This window comes from Pantoea sp. KPR_PJ, assembly GCF_041386365.1.
In the GTDB taxonomy this organism is placed as follows: Bacteria; Pseudomonadota; Gammaproteobacteria; order Enterobacterales; family Enterobacteriaceae; genus Pantoea.
Map to the genome: position 1 here is coordinate 1 of NZ_JABMIK010000013.1, position 15,861 is coordinate 15,861.

Genomic DNA, 15,861 nt, shown 5'->3' on the forward strand with positions numbered 1-15,861 from the left:
AACTCAGAAGTGAAACGCCGTAGCGCCGATGGTAGTGTGGGGCCTCCCCATGCGAGAGTAGGGAACTGCCAGGCATCAAACAAGAGAAAGCCCTTTGCGTAAGCAAAGGGCTTTTTTCTTTTCTGATATGTCTCACTGCGGTAAGAAAGCGCCCTGAATCTTCTCAAGGGCGCTGACGAAAAGCTTAGTGAATAACCTGCGACAGAAACGCGCGCGTACGTTCAGAGACGGGATTAGAGAAGAAGGTTTCCGGTGGAGCCATCTCTACGATCTCGCCGCGATCCATAAAGATTACGCGGTCAGCAACGGTACGCGCGAAGCCCATTTCATGGGTGACACACAGCATTGTCATTCCATCTTCAGCCAGGCCAATCATTGTATCCAGCACTTCCTTTACCATCTCAGGATCCAGCGCTGAGGTAGGCTCATCAAACAGCATAATTTTCGGTTTCATACACAGTGAACGCGCAATCGCCACGCGCTGTTGCTGCCCACCCGAAAGCTGACCAGGAAACTTATGCGCATGTTCTGCAATGCGTACGCGTTCCAGATAGTGCATCGCCAGTTCTTCCGCTTCCTTTTTCGAAGACTTGCGTACCCAGATGGGGGCGAGCGTGCAGTTTTGTAACACCGTCAGATGAGGGAAGAGATTGAAGTGCTGAAATACCATGCCAACTTCAGTACGTACGCGCTCGATGTTGCGAATGTCATCATTAAGATGGATGCCATCGACGACGATACGTCCTTGCTGATGCTCTTCCAGATGATTAATACAGCGAATGGTCGTGGATTTACCCGATCCAGAAGGCCCGCAAAGCACAATACGCTCGCGTGGCTTGACCTGCAGATTAATATCCTTGAGGACATGAAACTGTCCGTACCATTTATTCACGTTCTCGAGCGAAATCATTAACGCTGAATCCTGTTGCAAATGTTGTGTCATGAAAAACCTCAGTGCGATTTACGCCCGGTGTGAAAGCGCTTTTCCAGATGCTGGCTGTAGCGCGACATGCTAAAACAGAAAATCCAGTAAACCAGCGCAGCAAACACATAGCCTTCGGTCGACATGCCCAGCCAGGCGGGATCGACGGTGGCTTGCTGCACGCTGCTGAACAGATCGAAAAGACCGATGATGATCACCAGACTGGTATCTTTGAACAGCGCAATAATGGTATTTACCAGACCGGGAATCGTGAGCTTCAGGGCCTGAGGCAAAATGACAAGCATCTGCGTTTTCCAGTAGCCGAGCGCCAGTGATTCTGCCGCTTCATACTGGCCTTTCGGCAGCGCCTGCAACCCCCCACGCACCACCTCGGCTACGTAGGCTGACTGAAACAAAATCACCCCAACCAGCGCGCGTACCAGCTTATCGATACTGGTTCCTTCCGACATAAACAGCGGCAGCATTACTGATGACATAAAGAGAACGGTAATCAACGGTACGCCACGCCAGAACTCGATAAAAATGATCGACAGCGTGCGCACCACTGGCATACGCGAACGTCGACCCAGTGCCAGCAAGATACCCAGCGGTAATGCACCCGCGATCCCTACGGCCGCGATGATCAGCGTGAGCGTCAGGCCACCCCATTGACGCGTCTCAACGTGCTCAAGGCCAAAAATACCACCGTACATCAGCAGCCAGACGGTAAGCGGATAGATCACCGCCCAGCAGGCAATATATCGTCCGCGATACGGCAGGGATTTGATAAACATCGGAATAATGGAGGCGATGCCAAGCACCAGCGCCAGGTTGATACGCCAGCGCAATTCGTGCGGGTAGAGCCCATACATAAACTGGCCAAAACGCGCATGAATAAACACCCAGCACGCGCCTTCTTTCGTACAATCAGCGCGTGTTTCACCTATCCAGTTAGCCTGGAATACCAGCCACTCCAGGGCGGGGGGAATCAACTGCCACATCAGCCAGAGACAAAACAGCGTCAGCAGCGTATTGAACCAGCTGGAGAAGAGATTCTTGCGCGCCCAGACCCAGCCGCGACTCAGCGGAGTTGTTGCAACGGGTGGGGTTTCATGTGTAGTCACAGACATCGTCATCCCGTTCTCTTAGCGCTCGACCAGCGCAATTTTGCGGTTATAGATATTCATTAGCAGGGAGATCGTCAAACTGATCACCAGATAAACGCCCATTGTGATAGCGATGGTTTCAATGGCCTGTCCGGTCTGGTTCAACACCGTACCGGCAAACAGAGAGACCATATCGGGATAGCCGATAGCCGCGGCCAGCGAAGAGTTTTTTACAATGTTGAGGTACTGGCTGGTCAGCGGCGGAATAATTACACGCATCGCCTGCGGAATAATGACCTGACGCAGCGTAACTGGATTAGGCAGCCCCAGCGAACGTGCAGCTTCATGCTGACCATGAGGTACTGACTGGATCCCGGCGCGGATCACCTCGGCAATAAAAGAGGAGGTATAAACCGACAGCGCGACGGTAAGGGCGGCCAGCTCAGGGATCATCACGAAGCCACCCCGGAAGTTAAATCCGCGCAGCGCAGGAAGATCCCAGTGGGTTGCCGCACCAAAACCCAGATGTGCCACAGCGGGAAACAGCACCAGCATTGCGATTGCCGCAGGCCAGGTGCGACGCAACTGACCCGTTTTGAGCTGATGCTTGCGGTTATAGCGAAACAGCGCATAGCTGCCTGCCACGGCCAGCAGTAGCGCGATAACAAAGGGCCATGTTCCAGGCGCATACTGCGGCCAGGGCACATAGAGTCCGCGATTACTGACGAAAGCGAGATCGAAGGCGCTTAACGCCTGACGCGGTCCCGGAAGATTACGTAATACCGCGAAGTACCAGAAAAAGATCTGCAACAGCGGGGGAATATTACGGAAGGTTTCAATATAGAACGTTGAGAGTTTGCGCAACAGCCAGTTGTCTGACAGACGCGCCAGGCCGATAAAAAATCCGAGTATTGAAGCGAAAACAATACAGAGGGCAGAAACCAGCAGGGTGTTAGTCAGGCCAACCAGAAACACGCGTGCGTAGGTGTCGCCTTCGGTGTAATCAATCAGGTGCTGAACGATGCCGAAACCAGCACTGCGCTCAAGAAAGCCAAATCCGGACGTAATGCCTCGACTGGCAAGGTTAATCACTGTGTTGTGGATCAGGTAACCCACGACGATAAACACCGCGACAATGGCGATGATCTGGTAAAGCCAGGCGCGAACCGCAGGATTACCGAATGAAAAATCCCTTTTAACGGTTGGGCGTTGTGACATGTTAAAACCTCAGAGGCAAAACGCAGGCAGAACGCCGCTTAAAGCGGCGTTCCGTTAACAGGTGTGATTAGCGAACCGGCGGGGCATACTGAATGCCGCCCTGGTTCCACAACGCGTTCTGACCGCGAGCAATCTTCAGCGCGCTGTCTTTACCTACGTTGCGGTCAAACACTTCCTGATAGTTGCCAACCTGTTTGATAATGTTATAGGCCCACTTGTTGTCGAGCTTCAGATCTTTACCAAAATCGCCCTCTGCGCCCAGCAGGTGCGCCATGTCTGGCGTAGTCGGTTTGGCCGTCATCTGGTCGACATTTTTGGAGGTGATGCCCATCTCTTCGGCGTTCAGCATCGCAAAGAGCGACCATTTAACGATGGTAAACCAGTCATCATCGCCGCGGCGTACCACCGGGCCCAGCGGCTCTTTGGAGATCACTTCTGGCAGCACGATAAACTCATCCGGTTTGCCCAGCTTGATGCGCAGCGCATAAAGCTGTGACTGGTCGGAAGCCAGAGTATCGCAGCGACCGCTGTCGAGCGCTTTCGCCGACTCATCAGAGCGGTCAAACGTGACCGGCGTATATTGCATCTTGTTGGCTTTAAAGAAGTCCGCCACGTTCAGCTCGGTATCTGTGCCTGCCTGGATACAAACCGTTGCACCATCCAGCTCTTTCGCACTTTTCAGTCCAGCTTTCTGGTGAGTCAGGAAGCCAATGCCGTCATAGTAGTTCACACCCGCAAACAGGAAGCCCATGCCGCCATCACGTGAAGAGGTCCAGGTGGTATTACGCGACAGAATATCAACCTCACCAGACTGCAGCGCGGTAAAGCGCTCTTTAGCGGTCAGCGGGGTATATTTTACTTTGCTGGCATCACCGAAAACGGCGGCGGCGGCGGCACGACAAACGTCCACGTCAATGCCTGAGAACTTACCGCTGGCGTCGGCATAGGAGAAACCCGGCAACCCATCGCTGATACCGCACTGCACAAAACCTTTCTTCTTAATGGCGTCCAGAGTCGTGCCGGCATGTGCCTGCTGTGCCACTGCGAACAGCGAGGCCGCAGCAACCAGCGTAGAAAGCATCATTTTTTTCATAAAGCATCCTGTGTGGCGTAATTATCTTGTTATGTTTGATGCGCACCGTGCAGCGCGCTATTACCTGTCAGTGGCGGTCAGCCACGCATAGCACTGCAAAGGCAGTGCCAGGTTTGCGGAAGCATGTGTGGGCTGGGAAGATCACTTAATCACCGGGAGTATTGATAAAGCAGGAGTACTATCGCGCACCAAAAGGAAGCAAAGCGAGTCGCCTCGATCACAATTAGTGCAAATAGTTTCACTATATGGAAGCAATGTGAGCCAGAGCGCAGGAAAGGGGAATAAGGAGAAGAGGCTGCCTGTTTTCTTGTGCAGGATAGCGAAACGCGCGTCAGCACGAGCTTTGCACTATAAAACCCAGGAAATTCCAGACAGGGCGCGGAAAAAAAGCGGATAAGTGCCGGGCTTATTTTCACTGTCGCGATTGCAACTAAGGTTACCATTCGCGTGCGAGTTGTTTCATCACGCAGGGCGCAGGGTGAAACCCGCACCAATAAAAACGCCAGCACTCAGGCTGGCGTCATCTACTGCATCAACAAAAATTAGTTCATGCCGTATTTTTTCAATTTCTTACGCAGAGTACCACGGTTGATACCCATCATCAGCGCAGCACGGGTCTGGTTGCCACGGGTATACTGCATCACCATGTCCAACAGTGGCTGCTCGACTTCAGCCAGTACCAGCTCATAGAGGTCATTAACATCCTGACCGTTCAGTTGAGCAAAATAGTTCTTCAGTGCCTGTTTAACCGAATCACGCAGAGGTTTTTGCGTCACTTGATCCTGTGAGTTAACGGTAGAAACGGTCAGTACGTCAGAATTTACGCGTTGTTCGAACATAGTTCTTTCAGCTCTTTATTTCGTTTACGCAAGATTTTCGAAGTATGCCTCCAACGCCTCCAGCTGTTCGCTGGCATCCTCAATGGCGTTGAATGTGCGCCGAAACTGGTCATTAGGGGCATGTTCCTGCAAATACCAGGAGACGTGCTTACGCGCTATACGGTATCCCTTGCCTGGACCATAAAAGTCGTGCAGCTCACGTATATGCGCAACGAGCATACGCTTCACCTCTGCCAGCGGCAGTGGAGCAAGCAGCTCCCCAGTGTCCAGATAATGCTGGATTTCCCGGAAGATCCAAGGTCTTCCCTGAGCCGCACGGCCTATCATCAGGGCATCGGCCCCCGTATAGTCAAGCACGGCTCTGGCTTTATGCGGGTCAGTTATGTCGCCATTCGCGATAACGGGAATGGTGACACTCTGCTTAACTGTCCGAATGCTGTCGTATTCAGCTTCCCCGTTGAACAGGCAGGCACGAGTGCGTCCATGTATCGTCAGGGCCTGAATGCCACAGCGTTCAGCCAATTGGGCAATCTCTACACAGTTACGGTTGTCTGGATCCCAGCCGGTGCGAATCTTCAGCGTAACAGGCACTTCTACGGCATTAACCACGGCGGTGAGAATAGACTTCACCAGCTCCGGGTACTGCAGCAGCGCTGAGCCTGCCATCTTACGATTCACTTTTTTAGCCGGGCAGCCCATGTTGATATCAATGATCTGCGCACCAGACGCGACATTTATACGCGCGGCGGCGGCCATATCATCAGGATCGCAACCTGCAATTTGCACGGCGCGAACGCCGGGCTCGTCACTATGCACCATGCGCAAACGGGATTTGTCACTGGCCCAGACTTCCGGGTTAGATGACAGCATCTCGGAGACCGCCATACCGGCTCCGTTTTCATAACACAAAGTGCGGAATGGCTTATCGGTGATACCGGCCATCGGCGCAGCAATGAGTCGATTACGAAGCTGGTGGTGTCCAATGCGCATGAAGAAGAAGTGACCGTAACTGTTCGCAAGGCGGCGTATATTACGCATTTTTTTATGAAGATGAAAGGCCAAACTTTGAACAACCGGCCTGCTTCAACCGGATAAGGCAGGTTAAAGCGCCATCACTTCATAAAAAACATTTTACAATCATGCGCTTAAAAAAATACGCTGAAATTGTGAACAAAAATTTTTCTTAAAACTTGAGGTAAATCACAACATAAAAAGCGTTACATCAGGTGATTAGCGAAAGATATGGCGGCTGTCTGGCTATGTATTGCACTATTTGATTGCGCCCTGATGGTAACTATCCTGTCCGGCAGTCATGTCATCGCGGTGCAGGAAGAGTATGACCGCGCGGCAATGCAACGCAAAGCCAAAGCAGCAGGCCAGCGAGGGCTGGCCTGCAAGAAGGTTAACGGCGCACACCGGTAATGCGGCACCACTCCTCTTTTTCCGCAACGGGATCGAGAACGAAGCGATCAGCATAGGCTTCGCATACCCCTTCGGCCTGACTGGCCAGCACGCCAGATAATCCCAGCTGCCCGCCCGCTTTGGGCAGCACGCTAATCAGCGGAGCAAGTTCGCGTAGCGGACCGGCGAGAATATTGGCGACGACCACGTCAGCCTGTAAATTCTCGGGCTGCTGGTGTGGTAAGTAGAGCGACAGACGATCGGCGACGCCGTTGCGTTCTGCATTATCACGGCTGGCCTGAATCGCCTGCGGATCGATATCAATGCCGATCGCCTGCGCAGCGCCCAGTTTCAGCGCGGCGATGGCCAGAATGCCAGAGCCGCAGCCAAAATCGATTACCGTCTTGCCTGCAAGATCCAGCCCGTCCAGCCAGGTCAGGCAGAGCGAGGTGGTAGGGTGGGTGCCAGTGCCAAACGCCAGGCCAGGATCCAGCATCACGTTGACTGCATCAGGATCCGGCACATCGCGCCAGCTTGGACAGATCCACAGTCGCTCGCCGAAACGCATCGGGTGAAAGTTATCCATCCACTCGCGCTCCCAGTCTTTATCTTCGATCTGCTCGATCTTATGACGGAAACCGGATCCCAGCAGCGGATGCTGGCTCAGCTCTGCCACGACATCCTTCATCTCTGTTTCCGCGTCAAACAGGCCGATGACGTCGGTATCGCCCCACAGAAGCGTTTCGCCTGGCAGCGGTTCATAGACCGGGTTGTCGTGCGTATCCTGAAAGGTCACCGAGACGGCACCGCTCTCCATCAGCGCGTCGCTGAGGGTCTCGGCATGTTCACCGGTACTGTTAATTTTGATTTGAATCCATGGCATAACGTTTCTCTTTATTCCAGCGCAGCGTCAGGCGCGCGGCCAAACAGATTACCGACCAGAAAAGCCAGCAGGCTTAAGGTCAATGAGGGAACAATAGGGTGAAAACCACCCCATTCAATATTCAGGCTGGCAAGCAGCGTATAACTGCCTGCGCCTGCCAGCATACCGCTAATTGCGCCAGCAGCATTAGCGCGCGACCAGTAAAGGCCCAGCACCAGCGGCCAGAGGAAAACCGCCTCTAATCCACCAAATGCCAGCAGGTTGAGCCAGATAATCATATCTGGCGGATTCCAGGCAGCCAGCAGCAGCAGGATGCCCAGCACAAAAGTGATGCTAGCGGAGAGCATGCGCAGACGAGCTTCATTTTCGCTCTGCTGCGGGGCGATACGCAGATAGAGATCTTTGATCAGCGTAGCGGAGGATTGCAGCAGCTGCGCGTTGATCGTGGACATGATGGCCGCCATGGGCGCGGCAAGAAAGATGCCAGCGGCCATTGGCGGCAGCACGGTGATCATCAGCGTCGGGATCACGCGATCGGGAATGGTGAGATCCGGCAGGATCGTCCGGCCAAGCGCGCCAGCCAGATGCATGCCGAGCATTAACACCACCACCACGATGGTGCCGAGAATAATGCCGCGATGCATTGCCTTGCTGTCCTTATAAGAGATACAGCGCACCGCAGTATGCGGCAAGCCAATCACCCCGAAGCAGACCAGCACCGCAAATGAGCTCAGGAAGGTTGGATTGATCACATTGCCGACGCCCTCTGGCGAAACCAGCTGCGGATCGATAGCGCGCAGTCTGGTCACCGCACTCCCCAGACCGCCCGCATGGTGAATCACCGCAAACAGCAGCAGGAAGGTTCCAATCAGCATCACCAGGCCCTGCATCGCGTCATTGAGTACGCTGGCGCGAAAGCCCCCAAAAGCGGTATAGAGCGCGATAGTTCCGCCAAAAATCAGCAGCCCGGTATCGTAGGGAATGCCGGCGGCCGTTTCCAGTAGCCGTGCACCGCCAATAAACTGCACCGTCATAGCACCGATAAAGGCCACCAGCAGGCTGATACTGGCCAGCCAGATCAGCAGCGTGCTTTGATAGCGTGCATAGAGCATATCGTTCAGCGTTACCGCGTTATAGCGGCGCGCCAGAATGGCGAACTTTTTACCTAACACGCCCAGTGACAGCCAGACGGCGGGCACCTGAATCATCGCCAGCAGCACCCAGCCGAGACCATATTTATAGGCAGCGCCGGGGCCACCAATAAAAGAACTGGCGCTGATGTAGGTGGTGGTGATGGTCATGGCCAGCACAAAACCGCCCATGGATCGGCTGCCAAGAAAATATTCAGTCAGGAAGTTGCCCTGATGCTGTTTGCGCATCGCAAATACCGACAGCGCGGCAATGAGTACCAGATAAGCCAGCAGCGGCAGAATAATTTCAGTTTGCATCGTTATCCTCTAGCGGCATATCGCGGAACACCAGCCGCACCATTAGCCAGCACAGCACGATAAACAGCAGTGGGGCGAAAACGCAGGAGAGCTCAAACCAGCGCGGCAGTCCAGTAATGCCACTCTCATCTCCCCCCAGCCAGGCGGATAATCCCCAGACGGCGAGGTAGGCCAAAGTCAGCCAGAGCGCCCAGCGCGCCTCTTTATTTGCTTGCAGAAAACGCCAGTCCATTATGCAACCTCTACGGCGACAAAAATGAAAAAGGCCGGTATTACCGGCCTTGCTCTTATTCAGCGCTGTGCTTATTTGTCGTACAGGCCGAGTTTCTTTTCCAGATAGTGGATGTTGGTGCCACCCTGCTGGAAATGTTCGTCTGACATGATCTTCATCTGTAGCTCAATGTTGGTCTTGATGCCGTCGATGATCAGTTCTGCCAGCGCGTTCTTCATGCGGGCAATCGCCACGTCACGCGTTTCGCCATAGCAGATCAGCTTGCCGATCATGGAATCATAGTACGGCGGCACACTGTAGCCGGCGTAAATGTGTGATTCCCAGCGCACGCCAAAACCACCTGGCGCGTGGAAGCGCGTGATTTTACCCGGGCTTGGCAGGAAGGTGTTCGGATCTTCGGCGTTGATACGGCATTCGACCGCATGACCGCGAATAACCACGTCATCCTGCTTGATAGAGAGCGGCTGACCAGCAGCGATACGCAGCTGCTCTTTGATCAGATCCACGCCGGTGATCATCTCGGTAACCGGATGCTCAACCTGAATACGGGTGTTCATCTCAATGAAGTAGAACTCGCCGTTTTCATACAGGAACTCAAAGGTGCCTGCGCCGCGGTAGCCGATTTCGATACAGGCATTAGAGCAGCGCTCGCCGATATAGCGACGCAGTTCCGGCGTAATGCCTGGCGCTGGCGCTTCTTCGACCACTTTCTGGTGACGACGCTGCATGGAGCAGTCGCGTTCGGCCAGATAGATAGCGTTGCCCTGGCCATCGGCCAGCACCTGAATCTCGATATGACGCGGGTTCTCGAGATATTTCTCCATGTAAACCATGTCGTTGTTGAAAGCCGCTTTGGCTTCCGCTTTCGTCATGTTAATGGACGGCTCAAGATCCTTATCGCTGCGGACAACGCGCATGCCGCGACCGCCGCCGCCGCCAGACGCCTTAATGATAACCGGATAACCGATACGCTTGGCGATCGCACGGTTTTTCTCCATGTCGTCGCCCAGCGAACCGTCAGAACCCGGTACGGTTGGTACGCCCGCTTTTTTCATCGCGGTAATCGCAGAAACTTTATCACCCATCAGGCGGATGGTATCTGCTTTTGGACCAATGAAGATAAAGCCGGAACGCTCAACCTGCTCGGCGAAATCGGCGTTCTCAGAGAGGAAGCCGTAGCCGGGATGAATAGCCACCGCGCCGGTAATTTCGGCAGCGGAGATCAGCGCCGGGATATTCAGGTAGCTTTTAACAGACTGCGCCGGACCGATGCAGACGGTTTCGTCTGCCAGCAGCACGTGCTTCAGATCGCGATCGGCCGTGGAGTGCACCGCAACGGTCTTGATGCCCAGCTCTTTACAGGCGCGGAGAATACGCAGCGCGATCTCTCCGCGGTTAGCAATGACAATTTTATCCAGCATGGTTCGCCTCGTTATTCGATGACGACCAGCGGCTCGTCAAATTCAACCGGCTGGCCGCTTTCGACCAGAATGGCTTTCACGACGCCAGATTTATCGGCTTCGATCTGGTTCATCATCTTCATCGCTTCAACGATGCAGAGGGTGTCGCCAGCGTTAACTTTCTGACCGATTTCAACAAAGGCTTTCGCATCCGGGCTCGGCGTGCGATAGAAGGTGCCGACCATCGGCGAACGCACGATGTGGCCGCTGATTTCAGCAGGCTTGGCTGCTTCTACGGCCGGTGCGGAGACTGGCGCGACGGCTGCGGCTAACGCAGGCTGCGGAGCCGGTGCAGCAAAAGCCTGCTGCATGACTGGATAACCGACATTGGCAGGTGCACGGCTGATACGAACGGACTCTTCGCCCTCAGAAATTTCCAGCTCAGCGATGCCGGATTCTTCAACCAGTTCGATCAGTTTTTTAATTTTACGAATATCCATGAGTGTGGTTCCGTACTCTGTTTAATTGGAGTGAGACAGGCGTTTTACTGCCGTTTGTAAAGCCCATGAGTAGCCGTCGGCGCCTAAACCGCAAATGACGCCAGCAGATACATCAGAAAGATAGGAGTGATGGCGGAAAGGTTCGCGGGCGTGCACGTTAGAAAGGTGCACTTCGATAAAGGGAATACTTACCGCCAAAAGGGCATCGCGCAATGCTACGCTGGTATGCGTAAACGCAGCGGGATTAATGATGATGTAATCCACATTGCCTCTGGCCTCATGAATGCGATCGATGAGCTGATATTCCGCATTGGACTGCAAATGGCTCAGTTTCACATCAAGCTGTGTTGCCTGGTTGGTTAACTCGCTGACAATCTGCTGTAGCGTCGTACGACCATATTTTTCCGGCTCACGGGTGCCCAGTAAATTCAGGTTGGGACCGTTCAAGAGCAGAATGTGAAATTTATGCGCCATCGTGCTGCCATCTCCCGCAATCATTGAGGCATCGCGTAAAATACCTTGCTATCTTCCGTTTGTCACCCGCCGCGAATCAAAAGACGCCGCCGCGTGCAACAAAGCCGGGCATTATATCCGTTTCGGGGCAATTCGCAGCAAAATACTGGTCTTATCTGCGAAGTTGATCGGGCGTAGCCCCGAAGGGCACACCTTTTATCAGAAATAATGGGAGGAAGACAACTTAGCGTGACCACCAGTTGCGGAACTTTTTGTAACGCCAGGCTAACAGAGCCACTGCGGCAAGGGCGTAGAGCACCGGCTGAGGCGACAGCACTTTAACCGACCAGAGATAGTGAATCGGCGCGAGGATCGCTGCCAGATAGATAAAGTTATGCAGCGTTTGCCAGCGGCGACCCAGTTTGCGCTGGGCACGCTGGAAGGAGGTAGCCGCCAGCACCAGCAGAATCAGCCAGGTCAGGATGCCCAGCGTCAGGTAGGGGCGTGAAATGAGTTCGCTTCCCAGCAGCCGCAGATTATCAACGCCCAGCTCCAGCAGGTAATAGCTCAGCAGATGCAGGCAAGCCCAGACAAAGGTCCAGACGCCAAGCAGACGGCGGGTACGGATCAGTAGCGGCTGTTTAGCGTAGCGCGTGAGTGGCGAGACGAGCAGCGTTCCCAGCAGCAGTTTTAGCGCCATTCGACCAGTAAAGTGCTGAATATCTTTCGCCGGATCGGCGCTAAGCCAGCCCTGGCTTGCCGCCATAAACAGGTAAACCAGCGGCAAAAATGCGGCCAGGTGCAGCACCACCTTTAGCCAGACAATTTGCTTTAACGTCAGTCGCACTCAATAGTTCTCCCGTAAATCGAGCCCACGATAGAGCGAGGCCACCTGATCGGCATAGCCGTTAAACAGCAGGGTTGGCTGGCGCTTCACGCTCAGCGTACCGCCCGGTCCGATAAAGCGTTCGGTAGCCTGCGACCAGCGCGGATGATCGACGTGCGGGTTAACGTTGGCATAGAAGCCATATTCATTAGCTGCAATCTGGTTCCAGGTCGTCGGGGGCTGATTGCGCGTCAGGGTGATTTTTACGATTGATTTAATGCCCTTAAAACCATATTTCCACGGTACGGTCAGTCGAATCGGCGCGCCATTCTGCGGCGGCAGGGCTTTGCCATAAACGCCCGTGCTGAGCAGCGTTAAGGGGTGCATTGCCTCATCAAGCCGTAAACCTTCTACGTAGGGATAGTCCAGGCCACCGCCAATAAAGCGGTCTTTCTGGCCAGGCATCTGGTCTGGTGCATAGAGCGTCTGAAAGGCAACGTAGCGCGCATGGCTGGTGGGCTCCGCCAGCCTGAGCAGCTTGTTAAGTTCAAAACCTACCCAGGGGACGACCATTGACCAGGCCTCAACGCAGCGCATGCGGTAAATGCGCTGTTCCATAGCGAACTTTTTAAAAATGTCGTCCATGTTCAACGTAATGGGTTTCGCTACTTCACCATCAATCGTCAACTGCCAGGGATCGGTTTTGAGCGTACCGGCATTGGCCGCCGGATCGGCCTTATCAAGACCAAATTCATAAAAATTGTTATAGCCTGACACCTTGTCTGCCGGCGTCAGCGTCAGATTGGCCTGATATTTCTCTGGCTTGCTGAAGTCCAGCGGGCGGCCCGCGGGGGCCGCAGGCCGATCGTTGCCCTTAAACCAGCTCAGCACGTCCGCCTGTGCTACGCCCGGCATGCTTAGCGCGGCTGCGCTCAGGCCCAGCGTTTTAAGCACCTGGCGACGCTGCATATTGAAAATGCTTTCCGGCGTGACGTCGGCTTCAGTCAAATATTTTGTGGGTTTCATCGCTCACCTCCCGGCTCGAATATGCCTTCCAGCATGATGACTATTGCCGATTGCCGCGAATTTCGCCGCAAAAATATGAAATTTCCTGGCGCGAGAGACGAATGAGAATGCACTGAAAAGCAGAGCAGACAAAATTAACCGCTGCCCGGTATAGATATACTTGCTCAACTTAAGCAGCAGCGCTGTGGCGAGGTGGAATTTATGCTATTTTGCTCGCGCCCGCGCCAGGCGCGGCACAGGGCAGGTCTATACGGGTCATCACCGCAGTGAACAGGCACAGGGATGCGATTAACCACGAAACTTTCTGCTTTTATTACATTTTTAAGCTTGCTGGCAATGTCACTGATGCTGGCAGGCTGTGCTTTTAGCGTTTACTGGCTGACACATCAGCGTGTTGAAGCTCGGGTGCAGACGCTGGCAACGGAAGCCGATCAGGCCCTGCTCGTTCAGACACCAGATGAGATGCGCGGCTGGATGCAGCACACCATGACGGTGATCAACGCTGAGCGCGTTGAGCTGCGCAGCGGCAATGAAATCTTTTTCCGGCTTAACCGGCATGAAAACCCGATGCTGGAGGATGAGACTAACCGGTTTATCCAGTTTGATGTACCGCTGGTACATCAGCAGGGCGTGATCATGCGCGTGGTGGTGCTCGATCCCGCCAAAACCTGGTTTCGCTCTTTAACTGGCGTTTACATACTGACGGTGCTGTCAATTGTCTTGCTGTTTATGGGGCTGTTGCTCTTTATCATGCACTGCTGGCTTAGCCGACAGTGGCGAGGGATGGAGCGGCTGGAAAAGCGTGCCGAGGCGATACTGTCAGGTGAGCGTACACTGCTGCGCAAGGGCAACGTGGATGAGTGGCCGCCGCGTGCCAGCAGCGCGATTGATGTACTTTTATCGGATTTACAGGAAGCAGGCGAGCAGCGGCTGCGCATTGACACGCTGATCCGGGCGTTTGCCGCACAGGACAGTCGTACCGGTTTAAATAACCGGCTCTTTTTTGATAATCAGCTGGCGACGCTGCTGGAGGATCAAGAGGATGTCGGTACGCATGGCGTGGTGATGATGGTGCGTCTGCCAGACCTGGACATGCTTAATGAAAATCTGGGCAACCAGCTGGTGGATGAGTATCTCTACGATCTGGTCAATATGCTCTCCACCTTTGTGCTGCGCTATCCTGGCGCACTGCTGGCGCGTTATTTTCGCAGCGACTTTGCGGTACTGCTGCCGCATCGCAGCCTGAAGGAAGCGAACAGCATCGCGGATCAGCTAATCAACGCGGTCGACTCACTCCCGCCTATGCGTATGGTTAATCGCGACGATCTTATCCATATCGGCATTAGCGCCTGGCATAGTGGACAGACCGTGCCGCAGGTGATGGATAATGTTGAAATGGCAACGCGACGCGCAACGCTGCTGGGGGGCAATAACTGGTCCAACGGCGAGGGCAACCCGCTCGATGCAGGGCGGGGCAGCGTGCGCTGGCGAACCCTGCTGGAAAATACCTTAAGTCGCGGCGGCCCGCGTCTCTACCAGAAACCGGCCTTACTGCTGGATGGTAAAGTGCATCACCGCGAACTCCTGATGCGAATTTTTGACGGTGACAAAGAGCTACTGGCGGCGGAGTTTATGCCGCTGGTATTGCAGTTCGGCATGGCAGACGCCTGGGATCGTCAAACCATCACGCGTATCGCTGCTCTCTCGGAAGTCTGGCCAGACGAAACGCTGGCGCTGCCGGTTAATATCGACTCTCTTCTCCAGCGGCCTTTTATCAACTGGCTCAACAACTTGCTGTTGCAGTGTACTAAAGCACAAAGAAAACGATTTTTATTTGAACTTGCTGAGGCGGATGTTTGTCAACACATCAATCGTTTAGCGCCGGTCTTTCGCGCACTACAGGCGTTTGGCTGTCGTATTGCCGTCGCTCAGGCAGGCTTAACCGTGGTGAGCAGTGCCTATATCAGACAGTTCCCCATCGATCTCATCAAGCTGGATCCAGGTCTGGTGCGCAACATTGATCGGCGGACCGAAAACCAGCTGTTTGTACAGAGCCTGTTGGAAGTGTGTAAGTCGGCCCAGACGCAGGTGTTTGCCACGGCGGTCAGAACGCGTGCTGAATGGCAGACACTTATTGGCCTGGGTGTGGCTGGCGGGCAGGGCGATCTTTTTGCCTCTTCGCAGCCTGTAAACAGTAATGTGAAAAAGTATTCACAGCGTTATCATATTTAACCCTTAAGCGGCTGTCGGCCAGCAGGGGATTTTTTCAGGTCGGGCAAGGCGACAATATGCTCGTTCCCGGCAGCGGAAATGTTAGATTTTATGTCGGAAACGCGCGCAAATCCGGACGCGACAGGCAGGTAAAACGGGAGAAGCCCGCTGTTTTACACCGGTCAGTTGTCGTTGACGATGGTACAAAGCCAAATTGGTCTATTTTTTCACCGAAGCAGAACGTTTTTGCGCCTTGTGGCAGCTTCGCGTGGTTGGTAAAGTAAGCGGATTTTATTTTCCGCC

At 54.1% G+C, this 15,861-nt stretch carries 15 protein-coding genes; 1 reads left to right on the plus strand and 14 read right to left on the minus strand.

Annotated features, from left to right (window positions below):
• Positions 1-184 precede the first annotated feature (184 nt).
• The 14 genes from HP564_RS19465 to msrP all read right to left on the minus strand — a co-directional run bounded on the left by HP564_RS19465 (position 185) and on the right by msrP (position 13,347).
• A complete protein-coding gene (locus tag HP564_RS19465; protein ID WP_371245484.1) occupies positions 185-943 on the minus strand; it encodes an amino acid ABC transporter ATP-binding protein in 759 nt (252 codons plus the stop codon).
• Between the two features lie 8 nt (positions 944-951).
• Positions 952-2,052 carry an amino acid ABC transporter permease gene (locus HP564_RS19470; protein ID WP_371245485.1) on the minus strand — a complete coding sequence of 367 codons (1,101 nt, stop codon included), beginning with the start codon at positions 2,050-2,052 and terminating at the stop codon, positions 952-954.
• A 15-nt stretch (positions 2,053-2,067) separates the two neighbouring features.
• Positions 2,068-3,246 (minus strand): amino acid ABC transporter permease, encoded by a 1,179-nt coding sequence (locus HP564_RS19475; RefSeq protein WP_371245486.1) that lies wholly within the window; start codon positions 3,244-3,246, stop codon positions 2,068-2,070.
• Positions 3,247-3,313: 67 nt separating this feature from the next.
• The gene (locus tag HP564_RS19480) at positions 3,314-4,339 is read right to left on the minus strand and encodes an amino acid ABC transporter substrate-binding protein (RefSeq protein ID WP_371245487.1); all 1,026 of its coding nucleotides are present in this window, start codon (positions 4,337-4,339) and stop codon (positions 3,314-3,316) included.
• Positions 4,340-4,881: 542 nt separating this feature from the next.
• Entirely contained in the window at positions 4,882-5,178 is a 297-nt protein-coding gene (fis, locus tag HP564_RS19485) for a DNA-binding transcriptional regulator Fis (RefSeq protein WP_000462905.1), read from the minus strand.
• Positions 5,179-5,202: 24 nt separating this feature from the next.
• Positions 5,203-6,168, minus strand: coding sequence for a tRNA dihydrouridine synthase DusB (gene dusB, locus HP564_RS19490; protein ID WP_371245516.1), 966 nt, complete (start codon positions 6,166-6,168; stop codon positions 5,203-5,205).
• 412 nt (positions 6,169-6,580) lie between these two features.
• Positions 6,581-7,462, minus strand: coding sequence for a 50S ribosomal protein L11 methyltransferase (gene prmA, locus HP564_RS19495; RefSeq protein WP_371245488.1), 882 nt, complete (start codon positions 7,460-7,462; stop codon positions 6,581-6,583).
• 11 nt (positions 7,463-7,473) lie between these two features.
• Positions 7,474-8,910 (minus strand): sodium/pantothenate symporter, encoded by a 1,437-nt coding sequence (gene panF / locus HP564_RS19500; protein ID WP_371245489.1) that lies wholly within the window; start codon positions 8,908-8,910, stop codon positions 7,474-7,476.
• Complete coding sequence (locus HP564_RS19505) at positions 8,900-9,142, minus strand: YhdT family protein (protein ID WP_371245490.1); 243 nt, start codon at positions 9,140-9,142, stop codon at positions 8,900-8,902. Before HP564_RS19505 ends, panF begins: the two co-directional genes overlap by 11 nt.
• Positions 9,143-9,213: 71 nt before the next feature.
• Complete coding sequence (gene accC / locus HP564_RS19510; RefSeq protein ID WP_371245491.1) at positions 9,214-10,563, minus strand: acetyl-CoA carboxylase biotin carboxylase subunit; 1,350 nt, start codon at positions 10,561-10,563, stop codon at positions 9,214-9,216.
• 11 nt (positions 10,564-10,574) lie between these two features.
• Positions 10,575-11,042: an acetyl-CoA carboxylase biotin carboxyl carrier protein gene (gene accB, locus HP564_RS19515; protein WP_371245492.1), complete on the minus strand. Its 468-nt coding sequence runs from the start codon at positions 11,040-11,042 to the stop codon at positions 10,575-10,577.
• Between the two features lie 21 nt (positions 11,043-11,063).
• Positions 11,064-11,516 (minus strand): type II 3-dehydroquinate dehydratase, encoded by a 453-nt coding sequence (gene aroQ / locus HP564_RS19520; RefSeq protein WP_371245493.1) that lies wholly within the window; start codon positions 11,514-11,516, stop codon positions 11,064-11,066.
• 223 nt (positions 11,517-11,739) lie between these two features.
• Positions 11,740-12,342, minus strand: a complete 603-nt coding sequence (gene msrQ, locus HP564_RS19525; RefSeq protein WP_371245494.1) for a protein-methionine-sulfoxide reductase heme-binding subunit MsrQ — start codon at positions 12,340-12,342, stop codon at positions 11,740-11,742.
• A complete protein-coding gene (msrP, locus tag HP564_RS19530) occupies positions 12,343-13,347 on the minus strand; it encodes a protein-methionine-sulfoxide reductase catalytic subunit MsrP (RefSeq protein WP_371245495.1) in 1,005 nt (334 codons plus the stop codon).
• A gap of 282 nt (positions 13,348-13,629) precedes the next feature.
• Between msrP and csrD the strand changes: the two genes are divergently transcribed.
• On the plus strand, positions 13,630-15,579 hold the full coding sequence (gene csrD, locus HP564_RS19535) for an RNase E specificity factor CsrD (RefSeq protein ID WP_371245496.1): 1,950 nt from the start codon (positions 13,630-13,632) through the stop codon (positions 15,577-15,579).
• Positions 15,580-15,861: the final 282 nt, after the last annotated feature.

Excerpts from the sequence above, each read along its gene's own strand:
- HP564_RS19465 (WP_371245484.1), bottom strand. The coding sequence starts at position 943 with ATGACACAACATTTGCAACAGGATTCAGCGTTAATGATTTCGCTCGAG.
- HP564_RS19470 (WP_371245485.1), bottom strand. The coding sequence starts at position 2,052 with ATGTCTGTGACTACACATGAAACCCCACCCGTTGCAACAACTCCGCTG.
- HP564_RS19475 (WP_371245486.1), bottom strand. The coding sequence starts at position 3,246 with ATGTCACAACGCCCAACCGTTAAAAGGGATTTTTCATTCGGTAATCCT.
- HP564_RS19480 (WP_371245487.1), bottom strand. The coding sequence starts at position 4,339 with ATGAAAAAAATGATGCTTTCTACGCTGGTTGCTGCGGCCTCGCTGTTC.
- fis (WP_000462905.1), bottom strand. The coding sequence starts at position 5,178 with ATGTTCGAACAACGCGTAAATTCTGACGTACTGACCGTTTCTACCGTT.
- dusB (WP_371245516.1), bottom strand. The coding sequence starts at position 6,168 with ATGCGCATTGGACACCACCAGCTTCGTAATCGACTCATTGCTGCGCCG.
- prmA (WP_371245488.1), bottom strand. The coding sequence starts at position 7,462 with ATGCCATGGATTCAAATCAAAATTAACAGTACCGGTGAACATGCCGAG.
- panF (WP_371245489.1), bottom strand. The coding sequence starts at position 8,910 with ATGCAAACTGAAATTATTCTGCCGCTGCTGGCTTATCTGGTACTCATT.
- HP564_RS19505 (WP_371245490.1), bottom strand. The coding sequence starts at position 9,142 with ATGGACTGGCGTTTTCTGCAAGCAAATAAAGAGGCGCGCTGGGCGCTC.
- accC (WP_371245491.1), bottom strand. The coding sequence starts at position 10,563 with ATGCTGGATAAAATTGTCATTGCTAACCGCGGAGAGATCGCGCTGCGT.
- accB (WP_371245492.1), bottom strand. The coding sequence starts at position 11,042 with ATGGATATTCGTAAAATTAAAAAACTGATCGAACTGGTTGAAGAATCC.
- aroQ (WP_371245493.1), bottom strand. The coding sequence starts at position 11,516 with ATGGCGCATAAATTTCACATTCTGCTCTTGAACGGTCCCAACCTGAAT.
- msrP (WP_371245495.1), bottom strand. The coding sequence starts at position 13,347 with ATGAAACCCACAAAATATTTGACTGAAGCCGACGTCACGCCGGAAAGC.
- csrD (WP_371245496.1), top strand. The coding sequence starts at position 13,630 with ATGCGATTAACCACGAAACTTTCTGCTTTTATTACATTTTTAAGCTTG.